The sequence below is a fragment of the Winogradskyella jejuensis genome (assembly GCF_900129745.1).
GTDB classification, from domain to species: domain Bacteria; phylum Bacteroidota; class Bacteroidia; order Flavobacteriales; family Flavobacteriaceae; genus Winogradskyella; species Winogradskyella jejuensis.
On the sequence record NZ_FQWS01000002.1, the window covers coordinates 112,053 to 132,720 of the forward strand.

The window sequence follows — 20,668 nt, forward strand, 5'->3', positions numbered from 1 at the left end:
AATATAAAAAAACTTAAACTAACTAAGGGTTAATTTAAGTTTTTTCGTCGAATGGGAGTAAGGTCTATTCTTCTTCTTCAGAAACTAAAGTCGTTTTTTCAAACGGACGTTTTCCAAATATTTTTTCGAGGTTGTCTTTAAAAATAACTTCTTTTTCTAATAGAACTTCAGCCAATTCAGTAAGCTTATCTTTATTCTCTTCTAAGATTCTTATCGCACGTTGGTATTGTTCTTCAATAATTTCAGAAATTTCGTTGTCAATCAATACAGCGGTTTCTTCACTATAAGGTTTAGTAAAACCAGCTTGTTGTCCAGAAGAATCGTAGTAAGTCACATTTCCAACTTTATCGCTTAGACCGTAAACAGTAACCATAGCTCTTGCTTGTTTTGTTACTTTTTCTAAGTCACTCAATGCTCCTGTTGATATTTTATCAAAGATGACTTTTTCAGCAGCACGTCCACCCATAGTAGCACACATTTCGTCAAGCATTTGTTCTGGTCTTACAATAAGACGCTCTTCTGGTAAATACCAAGCAGCTCCAAGTGATTGCCCACGAGGAACAATAGTTACTTTAACCAGCGGTGCTGCATGTTCAAGCATCCAACTTACTGTAGCGTGACCAGCTTCATGAAAAGCAATAGCTTTTTTCTCGTCTGGTGTAATGATTTTATTTTTCTTTTCTAGTCCACCGACAATACGGTCTACTGCGTCTAAAAAATCTTGTTTATTAACTGCTTTCTTACCTTTACGAGCAGCAATTAAAGCAGACTCGTTACATACGTTTGCAATATCTGCACCAGAGAAACCAGGAGTCTGTTTAGCCAGGAAGTCTACATCTAGGGTTTCTTCTTTCTTAAGCGGACGCAGATGCACTTCAAATATTTCTTTACGCTCTCTAACGTCTGGTAGGTCTACATAAATCTGTCTATCAAAACGTCCAGCACGCATAAGAGCGCTATCTAAAACATCTGCACGGTTTGTTGCAGCTAATACAATAACATTTGTATTGGTACCAAAACCGTCCATCTCTGTTAAGAGTTGGTTTAGTGTATTTTCGCGCTCATCGTTAGAGCCAGAAAAATTGTTTTTTCCTCTAGCACGACCAATAGCGTCTATCTCATCAATGAATATAATTGAAGGCGATTTTTCTTTTGCTTGTTTAAATAAATCTCTTACACGAGATGCTCCAACACCTACAAACATCTCTACAAAATCAGAACCTGATAGAGAGAAGAAAGGTACTTTAGCTTCACCTGCTACAGCTTTTGCTAGTAAGGTTTTACCTGTTCCCGGGGGTCCTACAAGTAGGGCTCCTTTGGGGATTTTACCACCAAGAGAGGTGTATTTTTCTGGAAACTTTAAAAAATCTACAATTTCTTGCACTTCTTCTTTTGCACCTTCAAGACCAGCAACATCTTTAAATGATGTTTTGGTATCAGTTTTCTCGTCAAAAAGTTTTGCTTTAGATTTACCTATATTAAATATTTGTCCACCAGCACCGCCACCGCCACCAGAAGACATACGACGCATAATGAAAATCCATACGCCAATGATAAGTATAAATGGAAGTAGAGAAATTAGAAAATCGCCAAAGGCGTTATTCTCTATATCTGCGTTACGAGAAGTTGGTAGATTGTTTTTAGTAATGATTTCGTCGATACGGTCTTCAAAATTACCTAAATCACCAAACTTTAATGTATAGTTTGGAATGTTACCTGACGGTAAAAATCCTTTAGAGCGAGCTGTTTTGTGAACATCTTTCTTGAGAGCTTCTTCAGTAAGATAGACTCTAGCAGTTTTAGTGTTACTAATAATAACCACTTCTTTTACATCACCTTGCTCAAGGTAATTGATAAATTCTGAAGTTTTTATTTCTTTAGAACTTTGAAAAGCACTACCTCCAAACAGCTGTAGTCCTAGAATTATAGCTATAACTATTCCATATATCCAATATGGACTTACTTTAGGTTTTTTGTTTAAATTCTTATTTTCTTTTGCCATTCTTAGCGTTTCGTTTTATAAACTTGTTTCTATTTCTGTAGTTTTTGCATCACCCCATAAGCTTTCGATATCATAATATTCTCTGATATGCTTCTGAAAAACGTGTACAACTACATTAACGTAATCCATTAAAACCCACTCGGCATTATCTGTACCTTCAATATGCCAAGGCTTATCTTTAATGGTTTTACTTACTTGTTTTTGGATGGAATTTACAATGGCATTGACTTGGGTGTTAGAAGTTCCCTCGCACACTATAAAGTAATCGCAAACTGTATTTTCTATTTCTCTTAAATCTAAAAGTATAATCTCTTTTCCTTTAACGTCTTCGATTCCGCTAATTATCGTTGTAATGAGCTGGTCGGCATTGCTATTTCTTTCCGTCATTAAAATGTTTTAAATTTATACAAAGTTATTACTTTTTTAGTTCTTGCTAAGTCAAATACTCATAAGAAATCCATAAAATAATTCCTTTGATTTAATGTACATAATCAAACTTGATGCCATCGACTCAACCAACTCGTACCTAAAGACTATAAGTCTTAAAAAGATGCCTAAAGATTTTACTGTAGTTGTTGCTGAAGAGCAGACTAATGGTAGAGGTCAAATGGGAACACAGTGGCAAGCGGAAGCGTCTAAAAACCTAACGTTTAGTGTGTTTAAAGATGTTTCTTTTTTAAAGGTGTCTCATCAGTTTTGTATTAGTATGGCTGTAGCTCTAGGACTGTCCAAAGCATTAAAAGAACTGCAAATACCAAAAATAAAGATAAAATGGCCTAACGACATTTTGTCAGAAAACAAGAAAATTGCAGGCATTCTTATAGAAAATGTCATAAAGAATAATACGCTAGAAGGTTCTATTATTGGTATGGGTCTAAATGTTAATCAGAAGTTTTTTGACGATTTACCAAATGCATCTTCACTACATTTAATTACCGGGATTGTTTATAGTAAAGATGAAGTTTTACATAATATATTGAAGCATATTGAACATTACCTTAAGCGGCTTGAGTCTGGTGATTTAAACCTATTAAAGAAAGAATATGAAGCTGAGTTATTTCGCATAAAAAAACCATCAACTTTTAAGACTCCAACAAACCAAATATTTTCTGGTTTTATTGAGGGTATAACAGATGATGGTAAATTAAAATTGCTTCTTGAGGATGATGTGCACATGGCATACGACCTCAAAGAAGTAGAGCTTCTCTACTAAACTGAAGCTGGCATATTTGTAGCCAAAGTTTCTAAAAATTTATTGATAGGGCCTTTTATCATCATGGCCATCATAGCATTAAACTCTCCAGAAAAATTAAGTTTTACTTCACTTTTATTAGGCTCAATTTCAGTGATATCTGCAGTTAAAGAAAAGTCTAATTTTCCACCAGCAGCTCCTAAAACAATTTTACTATTTGGTGTAGCTTCTTTCTTTTTTAGTACAATTTCTGGCATTCCTTTTAATGCAAATAAAAATTTGTCTGTATCCAAAACTTCAAATTTGCTAATATTTTCTGGCATTAGCTTTTCAAAATTCTTTACATCAGATAAAAAGTTAAAAGTATCTTCGGCAGATTTATCAACAGCCACTTTAGGTGATTCTAAATTCATTTTATAATATTATTTTTTTCTTTGAGTATCAATTAGCGTTCCATTCGCTAGGATTTGCATTCCAACGTGCTAAAATGTCTTGCTCTTCTTGGGTAATATATTTGGTGTCAAGGGCTTGTTCTAGGAGGTTTTCGTAATTTCCTAAAGTGTTTAGTTCAATGTCAGCTTTGCTAAAGTTTTGTTCCGCAACATCAAAACCATAGGAGAAAATAGCAACCATACCTTTGATATTAACTTCAGCAGCTTTTAAAGCCTCAACGGCATTAAGACTACTTTTACCAGTACTAATTAAATCTTCTACCACCACGACACTTTGGCCTTTCTCAATGTAACCTTCAACTTGGTTTTGTCTTCCATGTTTTTTTGCTTCAGGTCTTACATATACAAAAGGTAAGTTAAGATACTCGGCAACTAGTGCACCTATACCAATAGCGCCAGTAGCTACCCCAGCAATAACGTCTGGTTTGCCATACTTCTCTTCAATCTGTTTTGCTAAAGTTTCTCTCACGTAATTTCTTATTTGCGGATAAGATAGTACGATACGGTTATCACAATAGATGGGAGATTTCCATCCAGAAGCCCAAGTAAAAGGGTCTTTTGGTTGTAATTTAATGGCGTTAATCTGAAGTAATAACTCAGCGGTTTTCTTAGCGATGTCTTTGTTAAAAATCATGCAACAAAATTAATGAAATTTGAAGTGAGTTAAATTTTAATTCAAAATAAATTTTAATTCAAAAACCGTATTGTAAAAAAGAATACATTTACAATTCAGAAATTAAAAGTCAAACAGACTTATGCATACTATTTTTGTTGGTGATAAACCTATTTACTTAACAACTGAGGTTGATAAAGAAAAGGATTTTAAAGTCTTTTTATTAAAATCGGTTGACCTACCAAAGGTGATTAGGATGCTTAACAGAACAGATTTAAAATCCGTTTACCTTGTTGGTAAAAAAGAACATAAACTCCTCAAAAACTTCTTAAAAAAACTCCCAAATGTTATTGCGGGCGGCGGAAAGGTATACAATAGAGAAGGCAAAGTTTTATTTATTTACAGAAATAATAAATGGGATTTACCAAAAGGAAAAACCGAGAAAAAAGAATCTATTGAAGAGACAGCTATTAGAGAAGTTGAAGAGGAAACTAAGGTTAGTGGTTTAGAAATTACTAGGCCTTTACCAACAACTTACCATATCTTTAAGCGCAACGGTAGGTATAAAATAAAAATTACGTATTGGTTTGAAATGAAAACAGATTACGATGGTAAGCTAAAACCTCAAACCAATGAAGGTATTACTAAAGTAAAATGGTTAAGCGAAAAGAAAATTAAAAAAGCTATGGAGAATAGCTATGCCAATATTAAGCTTCTGGTCTAGTTTTTATTTTCTATTATTCTATAAATAGGATACTGCATATGCGCCTTTTCGTAATGTTCAGATTGTTTGTGAAGCCAATCTAACTGGGCATACCAATTATTTGAAAAATCTGGTTCTAAGCTTTTCTTTAGATTGAATTTTATTTGTAATCTTGGATTTTGCCTTAATAATAATTGTGCTTTATCTTCCCAAACGTATGGTGAAAATCCTTCTTTTTGCTGTAAAATAGTGTCAAAGAAATTCCAGTTAAAAAATGAGTCTGGAGCTTCTGGTTCAAGAGTTTCAAGAAGATATCGAATTCCTTTTTGGTTAGTTTTTACTAAATAATCACCAGCCATAAATTTTAATTCTGTTTCAGAGGTTTCTACTGTCGTATTATAATGCAAATAATGGCCCTCGTAAGGAGATTGGCGTGTTTTGTAATCGGAAATCTTATAAGATTGTACTAAGACTAGACTGTCTTTTTCAAGTGGAGTCATTTCAATGTTGTTCAACTTTAAACGCTCAATAACATGGTGCATCCCTTGAGGAATAATGTAAACTTTAGGAATAGTAACTTCAGTAGTTGCTTTAAAAAAGTTTTGATATTTTACTTCCTTTTCAAAAGGTTGAGAGCGGTCGTATTTCAAACGTTTAGCCCCAGTTAGTTGACTTTCTACTCTGTTACCTTCAAAGCCTTTAAAATTTAAAGTTGAATATTTTGATGTATCAATCTGCCACTCTAAAGGATAAGTATCTCCAGCGGACCATGTCTTAGTTTGCTGCTTTCTTAAGTTTGAAATTTTATCACCTTGCTCTTCAGTAATCTCAACCATACTTTTCATAAGCTCATAGGTGCCTTCTACACGTTGCTTGTAAGGTTTTAGCATATGTGTTTCTACCATCATTCCTAATGTGTTGAATAAGGTTGTATAACCTGTAGAATATCTTGGCGAATCTTTAAACTGAGAAAAGCCACTTTCTGGTGTGCGATTAAAAACATTAACGTAAGGTGTTATGTCCCACTGTTTAGCTTCAAGTTTTTCTTCGAGTTGAGGCATCATTTCGGTATGCAAATAACTTCCTAAAACGCCTCCAAGCTTATTATGTTGTGTAAACAAATGTGTCAAAGTATACTGATAATCTGCTCCATTGCTTACATGATTATCTATAAAAATATCGGGTTGTACCAAGTGGTAAATTTTAGAAAATGTTTTTGCATTTTTAGTGTCTGTTTTTATAAAATCTCGATTAAGGTCATAATTACGCGCGTTACCCCTAAAACCGTATTCTTTTGGGCCATTTTGATTCGTACGTGTACCAGAATTTCTATTTAAACTACCACCAACATTATAAATAGGAATGGTGACCAAAACTGTGTGTTTTGGTGCTTCAATTGTTCCGTTGGCAATATCTCTAAAAAGTAGCATTGTTGCATCAATACCGTCTGACTCTCCAGGATGGATGCCATTATTAATAAGCATAATACGATTCTCCTTTCGTAGCGATTCAAAATCAAAGACATTGCCTCGAGGACTCAGTGTAACGATATGAAGTGGCTTTCCAGAATCGGTTTCGCCAATAGCTTCAATATTAATATTATTATAGTTATCAGCTAGAACAGAGTAGTATGCTATGGTTTCCTCGTAAGTAGCTGTTTCTAATCCGTTACTTTTTTCGAAAGTTGTGGTGAAATCAAAATCTGTTTTTTTTGATTCTTGAGAACAAGAAACAATAATTATAAAGAGAATTAGGAGTTTTTTCATGATGTACATTCTTGTTTTTCAAACTTAGGCATTTTGAAGCAGAAAAACTTTCTGTAGTCCAAATTTCAGATTATAAAAATGACTAATTTTGCATCACTTTATAAACAAATCTATGCAACAAACAACAGATACTATTTTGATGATTCGTCCAGTAAATTTTAGGATGAATGAAGAAACTGCAGTAAATAATTACTTTCAGGAAGATTTAGATTTAAAAAATGCTGAAATTAATAAAAAAGCGCAAGAAGAATTTGATGCGTTTGTTTACAAGCTTAGAGCTGTTGGGATTAATATTGTTGTAGAAAATGATGATGAATTAATGGATACGCCAGACTCGATTTTCCCTAACAATTGGGTGAGTTTTCATAGCAACGGCGATGTGGCATTGTATCCTATGTTTGCAGAAAATAGAAGAAAAGAGCGCCGAGACGAAGTGTTTATAAGATTAGAGCAAGAAGGTTTTAAGATTGAAAATATTGTAGATTATACCTCCGCAGAAAACGAAGGTATATTTCTAGAAGGTACGGGAAGTTTACTTTTAGACCGTGTAAATAGTAAGGCCTATTGTGCTTTATCGCCACGAGCAGACGAAGATTTGTTTATTGAGTTCTGCGAAGATTTTGAATATACTCCTGTAGTTTTTACCGCTAACCAAACTGTGGAAGGTAAACGATTACCAATTTATCATACAAACGTTATGATGTGTTTGGCCGAGACTTTTGCAGTTATTTGTTTAGACACTATTGATGATAAAAAAGAACGTAAAAATGTAGTGAAGCATCTAAAGCAAGATGGTAAAGAAATCATATCGATTACCGAAGCACAAATGCATCAATTTGCAGGGAATATGTTACAACTAAGAGGCGAAAATAAGCAGCGCTATCTAGTGATGAGCGAAGCTGCCCATAAGAGTTTAACAGCTCAGCAAATAAAAGCTATAGAAAAACACTGTCCAATCTTATCAAGTTCTCTAGAAACCATAGAAACTTGTGGCGGTGGTAGCGCGCGTTGCATGATGGCTGAGGTGTTTTTACCTAAGACTTAATCTACTCCGAAAGTGCGGCTTTTGGTAATTCAATAAAGAATTTACTTCCAATATTTGGAGTACTCTCTACCCAAATACGACCGTTATTAAGCTCAACTAAATCTTTACAGATGGTAAGACCTAATCCAGTACCTTTTTCGTTTTCGGTTCCGATGGTTGTAAAGTTCTTTTTAGCGTTGAATAATTTTTTCTGATTTTCTTCAGAAATACCAATACCTGTATCTTCTACACAAATTAGAACCTTACCATTGTAGTCTTGGTTAGATACCGTGATAACGTCACCTTTACCTGTAAACTTTACAGCATTAGTAATTAGATTTTGGATAACAATTTCGAGCATACTTCTGTCTGCGTAAACAAACTCACGGCGAGATTCGTCAATAAGAATAATACCTTTGTCATTAACTTTCTTTTCGATAAGTGATATCTTAATCTGAAAGATTTCTTGAATATTAAAAAGCTCTGGCTTTGGTTGCAAGTTCTGCATTTGCGATTTAGACCAGTTGAGTAAGTTAAATAATAGCGATGATGCATTGTTGGCATTTTCGCTTAATTCAGGAATTAACTCATTAAACTCTTCTTTGCTAATACCTCCATCTTTCAGTAAATCTAAAAACGCTTTTATAGAGGAAATAGAATCTTTTAAATCATGAGATACAATAGAAAACAACTTATCCTTTACTTGATTCACTTCTTCGAGCTGTGCATTTTTAAGAGCTAATTCCTTGTTTTCTTTTGCAAATTTCTTGTTGCTTTTTCCATCTTTAGAACTCTTGAGATAGCTAAATATTAATAATGCTGTAATAAACACCAATCCTGCTATTAAGCCATAAATTAATAATGTATCTTGCTTCTTTTGGTCTTCTTGTTCGGTAGTTGCTAAAGCTTCATTTTGTGCCTCTACAGCTTCTTTTTTCTCTATTAATGGAGGCGTGTCTTCAATAGTATCGTCTATAGAAGTTTCAGGAATTTTTACTGCTGCTGCACGTTCTTTATCAAGTTTGTCCTTTAACGCATAGTATTGATTTTGCCAATTAAATGCATCTTCGTAAAATCCACGTTTAGAGTCTAAATCTGTATTGAGTTTAAGATTGTAGAGTAACTCCTCATCATCACCTAATTTTTTGGCGAGTTTTAAAGCTTCTAGAAGTTGATTTTCTGCTAGCTTTAGTCTTTTATTTTTAATGTTGAGTTCCCCAAATGCATTTAAGGATTTGAGTATGCCCAATTCATCTTTTTGAAATCTGCTATATCGCAATCCTTCTCTTAAATAGTCAGAAGCTTTATCTAAATCCTCAATAGCCAAATAGGATTTTCCAAGACTCGGTAAAACCGCTCCTCGGATATCTTTTTCGTCTGAGTCTAAGAGCGTAAGCATACGCTCATAATTATCTATGGAGCGTCTATAGTCATCATTGAGCGCATAGATTTGTCCAAGATTTTTAAGGGAAGACTTCATGCCTTCCATGTCGTCCAATTCTTCTCTAACGCTTAATGCTTTTTTATTGTATTGGAGTGCTTTGTCTAATTTACCAGTATTAAAATAGGCTTCAGCTAAGTTATTATAGGCTTTACTTAAATCGTCTTTTAAATCTTTCTCTTCAAATATTGAAATGGCAGAAAGTGAGTTTTGAAGTCCTTTTTTATAGTTGCCTCTTTGTATTTCTATAACACCTAGATTATTGTTCACTTTAGCAATACCAAGTGTGTCATTTATTGTTGAGAAATACGAACGGGCTATTTCAAAATTGCTAACAGCATTACCTAAATCATCTTGCTCGCTATTAATTAATGCTTTGATGTAGTTTGTTTCCGCTAAACCTTTATCGTAATTAAGAGACTTAGAGAGCTCAGAAGTTTGGGCAATAAAAAGTAATGCTTTTTTGTAGTCTTCTACTTTGTAGAGTTCATTGATAAGCAGCAATGATGTCTCTACTTTAGTAGAATCTTGGTTTTGATATGCTAAACGTACAGTAAGGCTGTCTATCTTTGCATTTTGGGCAAAGCTTATAACAGCAAACAGGCAGATGGCATAAATAATAAGTTGCTTCATAAAGCAGTGACTACAACGCACAGTTTTATATTTAGTTTTGGCCAACTTTCTGAGAGGGATAGGAAAGATGTCTTCAGCAACTTTTCGCTTCGGACGTTTTAATTAATAGCAGACCAAAAATGATTAAATGCAATTAGATTTGCTAATTTTTAAGATTTACGACCAAAAAATCAGACAAACTGATGGTTAAAAATCAAAAAAAATTAGACCAATCGACCAACAGCATAATTTTCGGCAGAATTACACTTTTATCGATGAAATGCACTATTAATGTAATCTACTGATTAATAAATACTTAAAAATAATAATTTAATAAAGTCTAGACAAATTCTTAGTTAAACTTTATGACTGTTTTTTGCAGAAATAATGTCTAATAATTAAACCCAATCAACGGTTATTATAAAATAATAAAAGGCCTATCTTTGCAGGCATTAAAAAAGGATAAAAACACTAACGTATGAGTCTTCAAAATACATTAGAACTAAATGTAAAAGCAGCAGTTGCAGAACTGTTTGATGCTAATTTAGAATCTGTAGAATTTCAAGCAACTCGGAAAGAATTTGCTGGGGATATTACTGTTGTGGTTTTTCCTATGTTGAGAGTAGTGAAAGGAAATCCAGTAGTTATAGGTGAACAAATTGGGCAGTTCTTAGTCGATAATGTGTCTCTGGTTAAGGGTTTCAATGTTGTAAAAGGCTTTTTAAATATTGAGATTGATGATTCACATTACATTAATTTTCTTGATGCTATAAAAAATAAGGAAGACTTTGGATATGCTGATTTAAAGGATAACAAAGCTGTCATGGTGGAGTATTCTTCTCCAAATACCAATAAGCCTTTACATTTGGGGCATGTTAGAAATGTATTGCTTGGTTATAGTGTTGCCGAAATATTAAAAGCTTCGGGCAAAAAAGTTTACAAAACTCAGATTATTAACGATAGAGGTATACATATTTGTAAAAGTATGTTGGCATACGAAAGATTTGGTAATGGGGAAGTGCCTTCTGAAAATCTAAAAGGTGATAAGCTTGTTGGAAATTATTATGTAGAATTTGACAAGGCTTACAAAACCGAAATAAAAAATTTAATTGCTCAAGGACAGACTGAAGCTGAAGCCAAAAAGAATGCTCCTATTCTTTTAGAAGCTCAAGATATGCTACGTAAATGGGAAGCAGGTGATGAAGATGTTGTAGCACTTTGGAAAAAGATGAATGGTTGGGTTTATGATGGTTTTGAAGCGACTTACAAAAATATTGGTGTAGACTTTGATAAATATTACTACGAAAGCCGAACGTACTTATTAGGAAAAGAATTTATTGCAGAAGGTTTAAAATCTGGAGTGTTTTTCAAAAAAGAAGATGGTTCCGTTTGGTGCGATTTAACTGAAGATGGCCTTGACGAAAAAATCGTTTTGCGTAGCGATGGTACAGCTGTGTATATGACCCAAGATATAGGTACAGCAATCCAGAGAATTAAAGATTATCCAGATGTAGGTGGCATGGTTTACACTGTAGGTAATGAGCAAGATTACCATTTTAAGGTTCTGTTTTTAATTTTGAAGAAACTCGGATTCGATTGGGCTAAAAACCTATTTCATTTAAGTTATGGTATGGTAGATTTACCTAGTGGAAAAATGAAGAGTAGAGAAGGAACCGTTGTAGACGCCGATGATTTAATTGAAGAAATGGCAACTACTGCTGAGGAGATTTCTAAAGAATTAGGTAAACTAGATGACTACTCAGAAGCTGAGAAAAAAGAACTCTATAAAGTTATTGGTCTAGGAGCCTTAAAGTATTATATACTTAAAGTAGATCCTAAAAAGCGAATTTTATTCGACCCAAAAGAATCTATCGACTTTCAGGGTAATACAGGCCCATTTATTCAGTATACTTACGCTAGAATTCAATCAATTTTAAGGAAGTTTAATTCTGAAGCTATTATAAACTTAGATAATATCGAAGTGTCTCTTTATGAAAAAGAGAAGCAATTACTAAAGCAACTAGAGCAATTTCCTACTATCATCCAAAATGCGGCGGAACAACATAGTCCTGCGTTGGTTGCAAACTATACATACGATTTGGTTAAAGATTTTAATTCGTTTTACCAAAATGTATCTATACTTGGAGCAGATTCTGAAGCTGAAAAAACGTTTAGAGTTCTCCTTTCTAAAAAGGTTGGCGAAACTATTAAAAATGCATTCAACGTTTTAGGAATAGATGTTCCTGAGCGCATGTAGCTAAAATTGACCCTTATATTTTAAGGCCTGTTTTATATGTGCTAAATGATGATTGCTATGCCAAGCATAGGTGCCGATTGTTTCTTCTAAAGAAAAGCGTTTGCCGTGCTCTGGATGAATAAACTCTCTTTTCAAATCGTTGTCATCAAAACTTCTAAGAAGTACACCAAGTTTATAATGTACACCTTTTAATATATGAATTGGCGCTTCAAGAGATTCTGAATAATCGATAAGTTTTGCCCAGCGGTCTTCAAAATATGGGCGAATTGTTGGCAAGTCTTCAGTTAAGGCGAGTTTAAACCTCGTAATGCTATTGATATGACTATCAGCACAATGATGTACAACTTGTTTTATTGTCCAGCCATCTGGCCTGTAAGCGTAATTGAGCTCTATCTCGTTAAGATGTTTTGTGGTCTCTTCAACAGTATCAGGAAAGCTTTCAATATCAGATATCCAACTTTTAATATGTTGTTTTGTAATTATTTCGGGTTTTATAAATTCTCCAATAGGATATTTTAGTTTTTGGAGTTCAGAGGTGTGCATGAATTGTAGATTGATTTTAATATCTAAAAATAGAACTTTAAGACAATTAGAAAAAATAAAAGACCGCCATTATGGCGGTCTCTTACCGATTTACTAACTAATAAAATCTAACTATGCCTCAGAAGTAGAACTTGATGCTACTGCAGCAGCATAGACCACTAAACCAAATCCTATTTTGTTTATAGCATCACCGATGTTGTAAATTACATCCATAGCTAAACCGCCAAAGATGCCATCATACCAACCTGGAGTTCCTGCCATATATCCGATTGGATAAATTGCCCATCCTACAAGTACAAACCAACATAATGTTTTGTGTGCCTTGAGTACTGCACCACCTGCTTGTACCGCTAATTTCTTTGCTTGTCCTAACCAAATATCATAAACAATTACGAAATAGGCTATACCAGAGATTAATCCCCAAATCTGAGCTTGGTCTCTGTAAACAGCTTCACCTAAGTATCCTGTTACTAACATAACAACTGATAAAAAGATTAATCGCCACATTAGAGATTTTTTCGCTCCTGCGACTTTTAAGATGAGGTAAAACTCAACACACATTAATGGTACCGTTAATACCCAATCAACGTATCTGAAGAATGTAGGTGACTCAGCATTAGCTGCCCAGTAATCACGCATGTACCAGTAGTGTACAGCTGCAATAAAGGTAATCAACCCAGAAACTAAGATTGAGGTTCTCCATTTTCTATCAAAACTATTCATTGATAAAAAGAAAAAGGCTGAGGCCGCCATCATTGCCATACATCCTACAAAAAATGTAAAGCCTACATAATCGTCAGTAGCAATTTTGCTTACGTCTCCGATTGCAAGTAATAAATTGTTCATAATATTTGTAATTAGTTATTTTGTTTAAGTAAATTTACAAAAGGTTAGACACATAATACATAAAATTTTGTGAAAATTTTTAAACAAACAATAATTTGAAGCCTGCATTTTGAGAAATATACAAAATTTTAATATCGTTTCTACCTTTCTATGCTTATGGCTAGCGGTCTATTTAACTACTAGTTTAGAGCAATACTTGGCGTGTTTCTTTATTCTTACTGTAGGATTAATGCACGGGTCTAACGATATAAAAATTATTAAGCGTGTATACAATAACAGTAGTATTAGTTATTACAAAACGCTCATTTTATATATAATGGTAGTGTTATTTGGAGCGTTAATGTTTTTTTTAATACCCAAAATCGCACTCATTTTGTTTATTCTAGTTAGTGGATTTCATTTTGGAGAGCAACATTTTCATGAGGTAAGATTTCAATATAAATGGATTAAGAAGTCATTATATGTAAGTTATGGGTGTGCAATAATATTTCTATTGTTGTATACTAATGCTCAAGAAAGTATAGAAATTATATCCCAGATAACAGGAGAAAGTATAACCATAAACTTCCTTATGGTAAGTTTAATTTCTTCATTAATGGTATTTGTAAGTTGTTTTGTAATACTCTACAAGAGTATAACAAACCCCATTAGAGAGTTATTTAATATTCTTGTTTTCTTTATAGTTTTTAAAACGGCATCACTACTTTGGGCATTTGCTATTTATTTTGTTCTGTGGCATTCTTTACCATCTGTTTTGGACCAAGTAAAATACTTATTTAAAGAAGTAAATAAACGGTCTGTTTTAGAGTATGTTAAATCTTCAGCAATTTATTGGATAGTATCTGTAGTAGGACTCTTTCTTCTTTTAAATTTTCTTGTAAAACAAGAAGATTTATTTTACGCCGTGTTTTTTTCTTTTCTGGCTGCAATAACATTTCCGCATGTTATAGTGATGACTAAAATTTTCAAGCATTAAAACGTTAATCTAAAACTAAAATTTGGAGTTAAACCAAGAGCAACTTCATTGTTTTCGATAATTGCGTTATTATCGTCCCTACTGTAAAATCTATTAATGATATTTCTGTCGTCAAGAATATTCCATACAGAGGCTCCAACTTCCGCGATAACATCATCTGCAACTTGAAACGCGTATCGAGCAGAAACATCGGTTCTTAAATAATCAGGAATCCTTTTAGCATTAGGTGTATTATAAACGATACTACCCGAATTAAATTGATTGGTTGCAGGTTCTGTGTAAGGCTTGCCTGAGTTCCAGTTAATACCAGCTGAGATTTTAAGGTTTTCGATTTCATAAGTTGTCGAAAAATTGACGACATGTCTTATATCAAAATTATTGGGGAACTCCTCGCCGTTATTTAAACTCTCAAAGTCATAATCATTTTTACTATAAGAATAACTTAACCAAGTACTTAGGTTTTTAAATTGTTTGTTAAGTAAAAAATCGATGCCTTTAACGCTATAATTTCCTGAAGTATTAACTAATTGAAATTGATTTTGAAACCCTTGAGAACGTGTGCTAATTCCTATAACATTTTTAACGTAACCTTCAGCACTTATAAGCCAGCCTTTTTGTTTGTAGTTGAGTCCAACTGAAAATTGATTACTCTTTACTACAGGGACATCCTTATTGTTTGAGAGTTGCCATCTTCGTTTTTCAACTCCAAAAAAGTCTTGTTGTAAATCTATAATTTGAGTGATGGATTGACTTTTTACTTCTCCTAAAACTTCTAACCTAAAATGATTGAGAAATTTTTGAGAAAAACTAAACCGTGGTTCAAATAGTAACATTCCAAAATCTTCAAGATAATTTCCTCTAAGACCAATTCTACCGTAGGTGTTTTTTGAATTAGATTTAAACTCAGCTTCACCATATATAGCATGTGTACTAACCACCTCTTTTATAAATCGTCTAAAGGTTGGTATGGTAACATCTTCGAGGTTTGAAACACCCACTTCGTTAAAACGATAGCCAAAATTAAAATTTAAGTTTTGGTCTACGGTTTTTAGAAAATCTACTCGGGCTCCTATATCAAGGACTTCATTATCTTGTGTTAATTCTTGAGTGGTAGATGAAACTATATTATTTCCATACAGCTCGTAGTTAGAATAATAAATCTGTGCATCCATACGCATTGACGGAGACCAATTTCGAGAATAGCTAATATTACCCGCATAGCTTTTCTGGCTCAACTCACTAGCTGTTAATAATTGATTATCTGTATTGACATCATAATCTAAACGATTAAATATAGCAATGGCATTAGCTCTTATCTTAGAGTTTTTATCAATGTCGTATAAAAATTTAATGTTGGTGTCGTAAAAAAAGAAACGTTCGTCTTGTCGTAATTGCGCTTGCGGATTTTGGTATTGACCAGAACCTAGATTAGAATTGCCAAAAACGCGTTCAAAATAGGTATCATAAGTTGGGGTAATAAGCGCATCTGTATAAGACCGACGTGCAGAAATTTGAAGCTCAGTTTTTTTTGATAGTTGAAATTTTGAAAAACCATCAATACTTAAAAGATTGAAACCAACTCCTGATTCAGGTTTTTTACTTATCTCGTTGGAGTTGCTAATGCTTATAATACTTGAAACACCAGAACCATATTTAGCTTTTGAGCCATTAACTGTGACATCTACATTTTCAATAAGATATGGGCTGAATGCAGATATAAGTCCAAAGAAATGACCAGTTTGATACATCCGAATACCTTCGTACAGAATAAGATTTTGGTCATTGGTTCCGCCTCTTATATTAATATTAGAGATGCGTTCATCAACACTTTTTATGCCTGGTAAGGCTTGTATGGTTTGTAAAATATCAGGTTCACTTAGTCCAGGAAGAATACCGAACTTTTGTGGAGATATTTCTACTTTACCATCTATTGTTCTTGATAAACCTTTAGTAAGGTAATTTTGAATGAAAACTTCATCTAATCTTTGAAGATTAAAAGTCTTATTGACTATAGAGTCTTGTTTTTCAATAGCAATAAATCTAGAGCTTAAAGTCGTGAATTTTAGTTTAGTATTTCGTTCTAGATAGTTTAGTATTTCTTCTAGTGTAAATGAATTACTAGGTGGTTTTATTTTTACAGATGTAATAGTCTCGTCAGCATAGGAAAACTTGACGTTAAATTTGTTTTCAACTTGTTTTAATATAGCGGCTAAAGGGCTTTGTTCACTCTTCTCTTGAGAAAAGCAAAATGTAGATAAACCTAATAGTAGGAGTAAAATATATTTTTGTAAACTATTCACCTTTTAAAACAATAACAGCATCATTTTTAGTATAGGTTATACCTAAAGGTAATGTTATTGATTTTAATGCCAAGTCTAAATCGTTATGAGTAAAACTTCCAGTGAATATTTGTTTGGTGTCTACTTGTTTTGCGTCAATTGTTATTTCATAATGTCTCTGAAGTTCCTCTAAAACAAGTTCAAGAGCAGAACTAGAAAATGAGCTTTCGTTGTTAATCCAGCTAGGAGCTGTTTGGTTTTCAACATTATTTCTAATAACACCATTATGTACTGTAAAACGTTGAGTAGGTTTCAGCTCTATGTATTTAGAATCATAAGTAACTGCGACGAGACCTTCAAAGCAAGTCACTTCAAAATAATCGTCACGTTGTATAACATTAAATTCTGTACCAAGAACTGATACTTTTCCTTCTTTTGTAATTACATCAAACTTTGAGCCTTTGGCAACTCTAAAGTAGGCTTCACCTTCTAATGAAACCTCACGTTTATCTGACCAAGTTCTTTTGTTAAAAGATAAATTAGAAACGGCATTAAGCTCAACAGTGGAGGCGTCAGGTAATTCGATAGTTGCTTGCTCTGCGATGAGTGTAGAAGTTGTACTATTTAGATTAGAGGTATAATAAAACACACTGAACCCAATTAATAAAACCGCTGCAATTCTCATTAATGGACGTATCCAGTTTTTAGAAATTTTAGGCTGCAATTTTGATGACACAGTCTCATATTCTGCTTCAGAGTCATAACTAGGCGCATTAAATGCCTCTGAAGATTTCGATAGTTTTATTAATTGTTCGTAGTCTTCAAGGGCTTCAAAAGCCTTTTGCTCTTCGGGATTAAGATTATAATCCAACCATTTTTTTATTAAATCTTCGCGTTCCATTTTCAATATTCTATCTATATAACAGATAAGTTGTAAAATCCCCTACCTAAAGTTCTTCAATATCTTCTCTTAATTTTTTTAATGCCCCATAAATACGTTTTTCAACAGCCTTAACCGATATATCTAGAAGTTCGGCAATTTCTTTAAAGCGCTTGCCTTCAGCTCGGTTCATTAAAAATGCAACACGTTGCGCTTCGGTTAGGTTTTCTAGTGCTTTTTGAAGCTTCTCACTGTATTGTTTTTCTTCCAATACAAATTCAGGAGATTCATTAGTACTCTTCTTTTGAGGTTTTTGCTGATGTCTCAGCACTACTTTTTGGTGTGCAACAGCATTGAGCATTAAGTTATTTGCTGTAGTGAATAAAAAACTTTTGGCTTTTTCTGGAGGCACTTTAGCGCAGTTGTCCCAAAGCTTTATAAAAGCGTCTTGTACTTTGTCTTTAGGATTGAGTTGACTTCCAAATTTATAATATAAGAAATCATGAAGGTTTTTAGAGTGCTTTTTAAAGAGCGCAGAAAACACATGTTCTTCACAACTATTCTGGTGTATTGGATTGGTCATAAGCACTTCAATTGTCGTAAATTTAAAAAAAAATAGTACTTAGGGTAGGAATAAAATAAATTCAGTTGTTTTATAAGAAATTACTAAAACCAATAATCATGAAATCCTACATTAAATCCTACTTTTTACTATGTTTCGCAATGCTCTTTTTTGCCTCATGTCAAGATGAAGCTATTCAGATAAATAATCCAAACGAGCAGCAAACCATCGCTGCTAATTCGGCTTTATCTAACTTAATGCTCCGTACATCAGCAAATGCCGTTTCAGAAGATAATGTTATAGATAATTCAGACTGTTTCTCAGTAGAGTTACCCGTAACTGTTATAGTTGGTAATATTACTATTATTATCGAAAACGAAGAAGGTCTAGAAGAATTAGAAGAATTGTTAGAGGAATTTGAGGGTGAAATTCCTGAATTTGTTTTTCCTATAACTGTAATTTCTTCAGATTATACAGAGCAAGTTATCGAAAATCAAGAACAGCTCGAAAATATTTTGGAAAACTGTATTGAAGACCCAGATGTTATAGAATGTGTGGATTTTGTATACCCAATTTCCTTTTCAGTTTTAAATTCAGATTTTGTTATCATAGATACAGTAACCATAGAAAGTAATGAAGCCCTACATGACTTTTTAGAAGATTTAGATGATGACCAAGTTAACCTCGTTGCGTTAAATTTCCCTGTAACCTTAGTGTATGCAGATGGAGAAACAATTACGGTAAACTCTAACGAAGAATTGTCTAATGCTATAGAAGCTGTAGGAGACGATTGTGATGATGACGATTATGAAAACTGTGATGTTGATGAGGTTAAAGCTTCATTAAAAGAATGTGTCTGGAAATTTGATGATAATCTCAACGACTTTGATGGTCTTATTGCAACATTTAACGATGACTTTACTTTAGAAATTAATGGTGGAGATTTAGCAGAACCTGTTACTGGAAATTGGACAGTTATAGAGACTGATAACGGAACCTATTTAGTTATAACTGAGCTTTCTGCTTTTCAAGACGATTTAGGTGGAGAGTGGTTAATTACAGATTGTGATGAAGATGAAATTGAAATTGTAAGAGGCGATTTGGAAATAGAATTAGAGCGTTATTGCGAAAATGATTTAGATTGTGACGCAGAAGACTTAACTGATGAGCTAGTTGAATGCTATTGGTTTGCTGGTTCTAGTGTTATCGGCGATTTAGATAATAAGTTTGTATTTACCGAAGATGGAAACGTAAAAGTATACACTAGTGGTGAGTTTGTTGAAATAGGAACTTGGAATGTTGGTGTTGATTCAGACACATTGACATTAGTATTAAATCTTACTGGAGATTATGAAGTGCTTTCAGGAGTATGGGAAGTTACAGAATGTGATGAAGGTTTCTTTGGTCTAGTAATGGGAGATGTTGTGCTTCATTTAGAGCAAGAATGTTTTGATGACGAAAATCCTTTTGATTGTTATCCAGAAGAAGGCGTAGAGTTAGAAAAGTGTGATGACAATGGTGATGGATTTGCAGTATTTAATATCTATGAAGCTGTACCAGCATGTAATAATGAAACACCAGTTATAATTTCATTCCATACCAGTTTAGAAGGTGCTCAAAATGACTCAGATTATTTAGAAGGAGCGACAGCTTATACAAATATCACAAATCCTCAGACTGTGTATGTAAAAGTGGCATTGTTTAGTAACCCAGATGAAAATTTAATTTATACAGTTAAGTTAATCGTAGAAGATTGTAGCGAGCCTAATCCTTTTGACTGCTTCGATAGTTTTGACGCTGTGATTGAGTTGTGTGATGAAGGTAATGACGGATATGAAACATTTAACTTAACATTAGCCTATGCCAACTGTACACCATTTGCAGATTCAGTAAGCTATCATACATCATTAGCAGATGCAGAAGCTAATGCAAGCCCTATAGCAAACCCAGAGTCTTTTATAAATACAAGCGCTCCGCAAACCATTTACGTTAGAGTAGAGGTAGGAGATGATTTTGAAGTATTTGAGCTAAGTCTGAAATTAGAAGATTGTACATCAGGCTCGTGTACTGAAGGCGATGTAGATGGTATCTTAATGGCTTGTAAGTGGAAAGTTGTAGAGCTTAATGGAGATGATAATTTAATTACTTACAGATTAGATTTCAACGATGGTCAAGAGCTAATAATTACAAATACTGAAAATGATGAAACGGTAACAGGTACATGGTCTACATCCACAAATAATGATGGTGGAGTTGATGTGCTTTTCGATGGTATTTCTGCGCCAGATATTCAATCGATTGTTGGTAACTGGACGGTTGTAGAATGTACGGCAGAACAATTAATTTTCCACAGAGATAGTGATCAAATGACTTTAGATAGAGTATGTGAATAAAAAGAAAAATATACCGCTTACAGGCTTTTAGTTTGTAGTTTGAAAAGAGTCGCTTTTACAGCGACTCTTTTTGTGTTTATTTAGCAATAACAACTTCATTTATCTATTGTAAATTCTTAAATTTGCC

General features: G+C 33.6%; 17 protein-coding genes. 6 read left to right on the forward strand and 11 right to left on the reverse strand.

What is annotated here, in order from left to right:
• Positions 1-64 precede the first annotated feature (64 nt).
• Both ftsH and rsfS read right to left on the reverse strand, forming a co-directional pair.
• Positions 65-2,002, reverse strand: a complete 1,938-nt coding sequence (gene ftsH, locus BUB95_RS08300) for an ATP-dependent zinc metalloprotease FtsH (RefSeq protein ID WP_073085412.1) — start codon at positions 2,000-2,002, stop codon at positions 65-67.
• Between the two features lie 15 nt (positions 2,003-2,017).
• Positions 2,018-2,389, reverse strand: a complete 372-nt coding sequence (rsfS, locus tag BUB95_RS08305) for a ribosome silencing factor (protein WP_073085414.1) — start codon at positions 2,387-2,389, stop codon at positions 2,018-2,020.
• A gap of 94 nt (positions 2,390-2,483) precedes the next feature.
• On the opposite strand from rsfS, the gene BUB95_RS08310 reads away from it, so the two are divergent.
• Positions 2,484-3,215, forward strand: coding sequence for a biotin--[acetyl-CoA-carboxylase] ligase (locus BUB95_RS08310; protein WP_073085416.1), 732 nt, complete (start codon positions 2,484-2,486; stop codon positions 3,213-3,215).
• On the opposite strand, the gene BUB95_RS08315 is transcribed toward BUB95_RS08310, so the two are convergent.
• Together BUB95_RS08315 and pyrE are read right to left on the reverse strand one after the other, a co-directional pair.
• On the reverse strand, positions 3,212-3,607 hold the full coding sequence (locus BUB95_RS08315; RefSeq protein WP_073085418.1) for an orotate phosphoribosyltransferase: 396 nt from the start codon (positions 3,605-3,607) through the stop codon (positions 3,212-3,214). The genes BUB95_RS08310 and BUB95_RS08315 overlap by 4 nt on opposite strands.
• A 28-nt stretch (positions 3,608-3,635) precedes the next feature.
• Positions 3,636-4,280, reverse strand: coding sequence for an orotate phosphoribosyltransferase (gene pyrE / locus BUB95_RS08320; protein WP_073085420.1), 645 nt, complete (start codon positions 4,278-4,280; stop codon positions 3,636-3,638).
• A gap of 121 nt (positions 4,281-4,401) precedes the next feature.
• Between pyrE and BUB95_RS08325 the strand changes: the two genes are divergently transcribed.
• Positions 4,402-4,983: an NUDIX hydrolase gene (locus BUB95_RS08325; protein WP_073085422.1), complete on the forward strand. Its 582-nt coding sequence runs from the start codon at positions 4,402-4,404 to the stop codon at positions 4,981-4,983.
• Here BUB95_RS08325 and BUB95_RS08330 read toward each other — a convergent pair.
• Positions 4,980-6,728, reverse strand: a complete 1,749-nt coding sequence (locus tag BUB95_RS08330; protein ID WP_073085424.1) for a M14 family metallopeptidase — start codon at positions 6,726-6,728, stop codon at positions 4,980-4,982. The genes BUB95_RS08325 and BUB95_RS08330 overlap by 4 nt on opposite strands.
• Before the next feature lie 112 nt (positions 6,729-6,840).
• Here BUB95_RS08330 and ctlX point away from each other — a divergent pair, with 112 nt between their 5' ends.
• On the forward strand, positions 6,841-7,773 hold the full coding sequence (gene ctlX / locus BUB95_RS08335) for a citrulline utilization hydrolase CtlX (protein WP_073085426.1): 933 nt from the start codon (positions 6,841-6,843) through the stop codon (positions 7,771-7,773).
• 1 nt (position 7,774) lies between these two features.
• On the opposite strand, the gene BUB95_RS08340 is transcribed toward ctlX, so the two are convergent.
• Positions 7,775-9,826 carry an ATP-binding protein gene (locus BUB95_RS08340; RefSeq protein ID WP_073085428.1) on the reverse strand — a complete coding sequence of 684 codons (2,052 nt, stop codon included), beginning with the start codon at positions 9,824-9,826 and terminating at the stop codon, positions 7,775-7,777.
• Between the two features lie 457 nt (positions 9,827-10,283).
• On the opposite strand from BUB95_RS08340, the gene argS reads away from it, so the two are divergent.
• The gene (argS, locus tag BUB95_RS08345) at positions 10,284-12,062 is read left to right on the forward strand and encodes an arginine--tRNA ligase (protein WP_073085430.1); all 1,779 of its coding nucleotides are present in this window, start codon (positions 10,284-10,286) and stop codon (positions 12,060-12,062) included.
• Here argS and BUB95_RS08350 read toward each other — a convergent pair whose 3' ends face one another.
• On the reverse strand, positions 12,063-12,605 hold the full coding sequence (locus BUB95_RS08350; protein WP_073085432.1) for a YfiT family bacillithiol transferase: 543 nt from the start codon (positions 12,603-12,605) through the stop codon (positions 12,063-12,065).
• 111 nt (positions 12,606-12,716) lie between these two features.
• Positions 12,717-13,451 (reverse strand): bacteriorhodopsin-like, encoded by a 735-nt coding sequence (locus BUB95_RS08355; RefSeq protein ID WP_073085434.1) that lies wholly within the window; start codon positions 13,449-13,451, stop codon positions 12,717-12,719.
• Between the two features lie 109 nt (positions 13,452-13,560).
• Here BUB95_RS08355 and BUB95_RS08360 point away from each other — a divergent pair, with 109 nt between their 5' ends.
• Positions 13,561-14,427, forward strand: a complete 867-nt coding sequence (locus BUB95_RS08360; protein WP_073085436.1) for a Brp/Blh family beta-carotene 15,15'-dioxygenase — start codon at positions 13,561-13,563, stop codon at positions 14,425-14,427.
• Here the strand turns inward: BUB95_RS08360 and BUB95_RS08365 are convergent.
• Genes BUB95_RS08365 through BUB95_RS08375 form a run of 3 tightly spaced genes read right to left on the reverse strand, consistent with a single transcriptional unit; the run spans position 14,424 to position 18,169 of the window.
• Complete coding sequence (locus tag BUB95_RS08365) at positions 14,424-16,727, reverse strand: TonB-dependent receptor domain-containing protein (RefSeq protein WP_073085438.1); 2,304 nt, start codon at positions 16,725-16,727, stop codon at positions 14,424-14,426. The two genes, BUB95_RS08360 and BUB95_RS08365, sit on opposite strands and share 4 nt — an antisense overlap.
• On the reverse strand, positions 16,720-17,607 hold the full coding sequence (locus BUB95_RS08370; protein WP_073085441.1) for a FecR family protein: 888 nt from the start codon (positions 17,605-17,607) through the stop codon (positions 16,720-16,722). Before BUB95_RS08370 ends, BUB95_RS08365 begins: the two co-directional genes overlap by 8 nt.
• A gap of 46 nt (positions 17,608-17,653) precedes the next feature.
• Positions 17,654-18,169: an RNA polymerase sigma factor gene (locus BUB95_RS08375; protein WP_073085443.1), complete on the reverse strand. Its 516-nt coding sequence runs from the start codon at positions 18,167-18,169 to the stop codon at positions 17,654-17,656.
• 98 nt (positions 18,170-18,267) lie between these two features.
• Between BUB95_RS08375 and BUB95_RS08380 the strand changes: the two genes are divergently transcribed.
• Positions 18,268-20,541, forward strand: a complete 2,274-nt coding sequence (locus BUB95_RS08380) for a hypothetical protein (protein WP_143185579.1) — start codon at positions 18,268-18,270, stop codon at positions 20,539-20,541.
• Positions 20,542-20,668 lie beyond the last annotated feature (127 nt).